Here is a 717-nt window from a genome sequence, read left to right as displayed (position 1 = left end):
GCGGGCAATACTGAGCTGATGAGCAATTTCCGTTGCACCAGTGCCCTTCTGATGAAGCGTCAGCACGACGTTCCTGTTCACGGTACGCCTGCGGCCAAATTTGATTCCTTTCAGCTTTGCTTCCTGTCGGCCCTCATTCGTGCGTTCTAGGATCCTCCGGCGTTCAGCCTGTGCCACAGCCGACAGGATGGTGACCACCATTTGCCCCATATCACCGTCGGTACTGATCCCGTCATCAATGAACCGGACTGCCACGCCCTGAGCGTCAAATTCCTTTATCAGTTGGATCATATCGGCAGTGTCGCGGCCAAGACGGTCGAGCTTCTTAACCAGAATGACATCACCTTCCTCCACCTTCATCCTCAGCAAATCCAGCCCTTCCCGGTCTGTTGAACTGCCGGATGCCTTATCGGTAAATATACGGTTTGCTTTCACACCTGCGTCTTTGAGTGCTCTGACCTGAAGATCAAGAGACTGCTGACTGGTTGAGACCCGAGCGTAACCAAAAAGTCGCATAAAAATGTACCTTAAATCGAATATCGGACAACTCATGTCTATTATTACAAATTTACGATTTAATAGACATATTAATGTAACAGTTTTACGATGTCCGATAATTTATAACATTTCGTACGGTTGGAAAAATGTTACTAAATGCCCGTCAGGCAGGGAGGCCGATATGCCCGTTGACTTTCTGACCACTGAGCAGACTGAAAG

General features: G+C 48.5%; 1 protein-coding gene. It reads right to left on the bottom strand.

Going from position 1 to position 717, the window contains the following annotated elements:
- Window positions 1-516 (bottom strand): recombinase family protein (locus PG887_RS22540; protein ID WP_270822964.1); only part of this gene is annotated, 516 nt, incomplete at its 3' end.
- Window positions 517-717 lie beyond the last annotated feature (201 nt).

This window comes from Aeromonas sp. QDB14, from assembly GCF_027707845.1.
In the GTDB taxonomy this organism is placed as follows: Bacteria; Pseudomonadota; Gammaproteobacteria; order Enterobacterales; family Aeromonadaceae; genus Aeromonas; species Aeromonas caviae.
The sequence above is the reverse complement of the archived record's forward strand: the minus strand, read 5'-3'. Positions and strand labels throughout refer to the sequence as shown.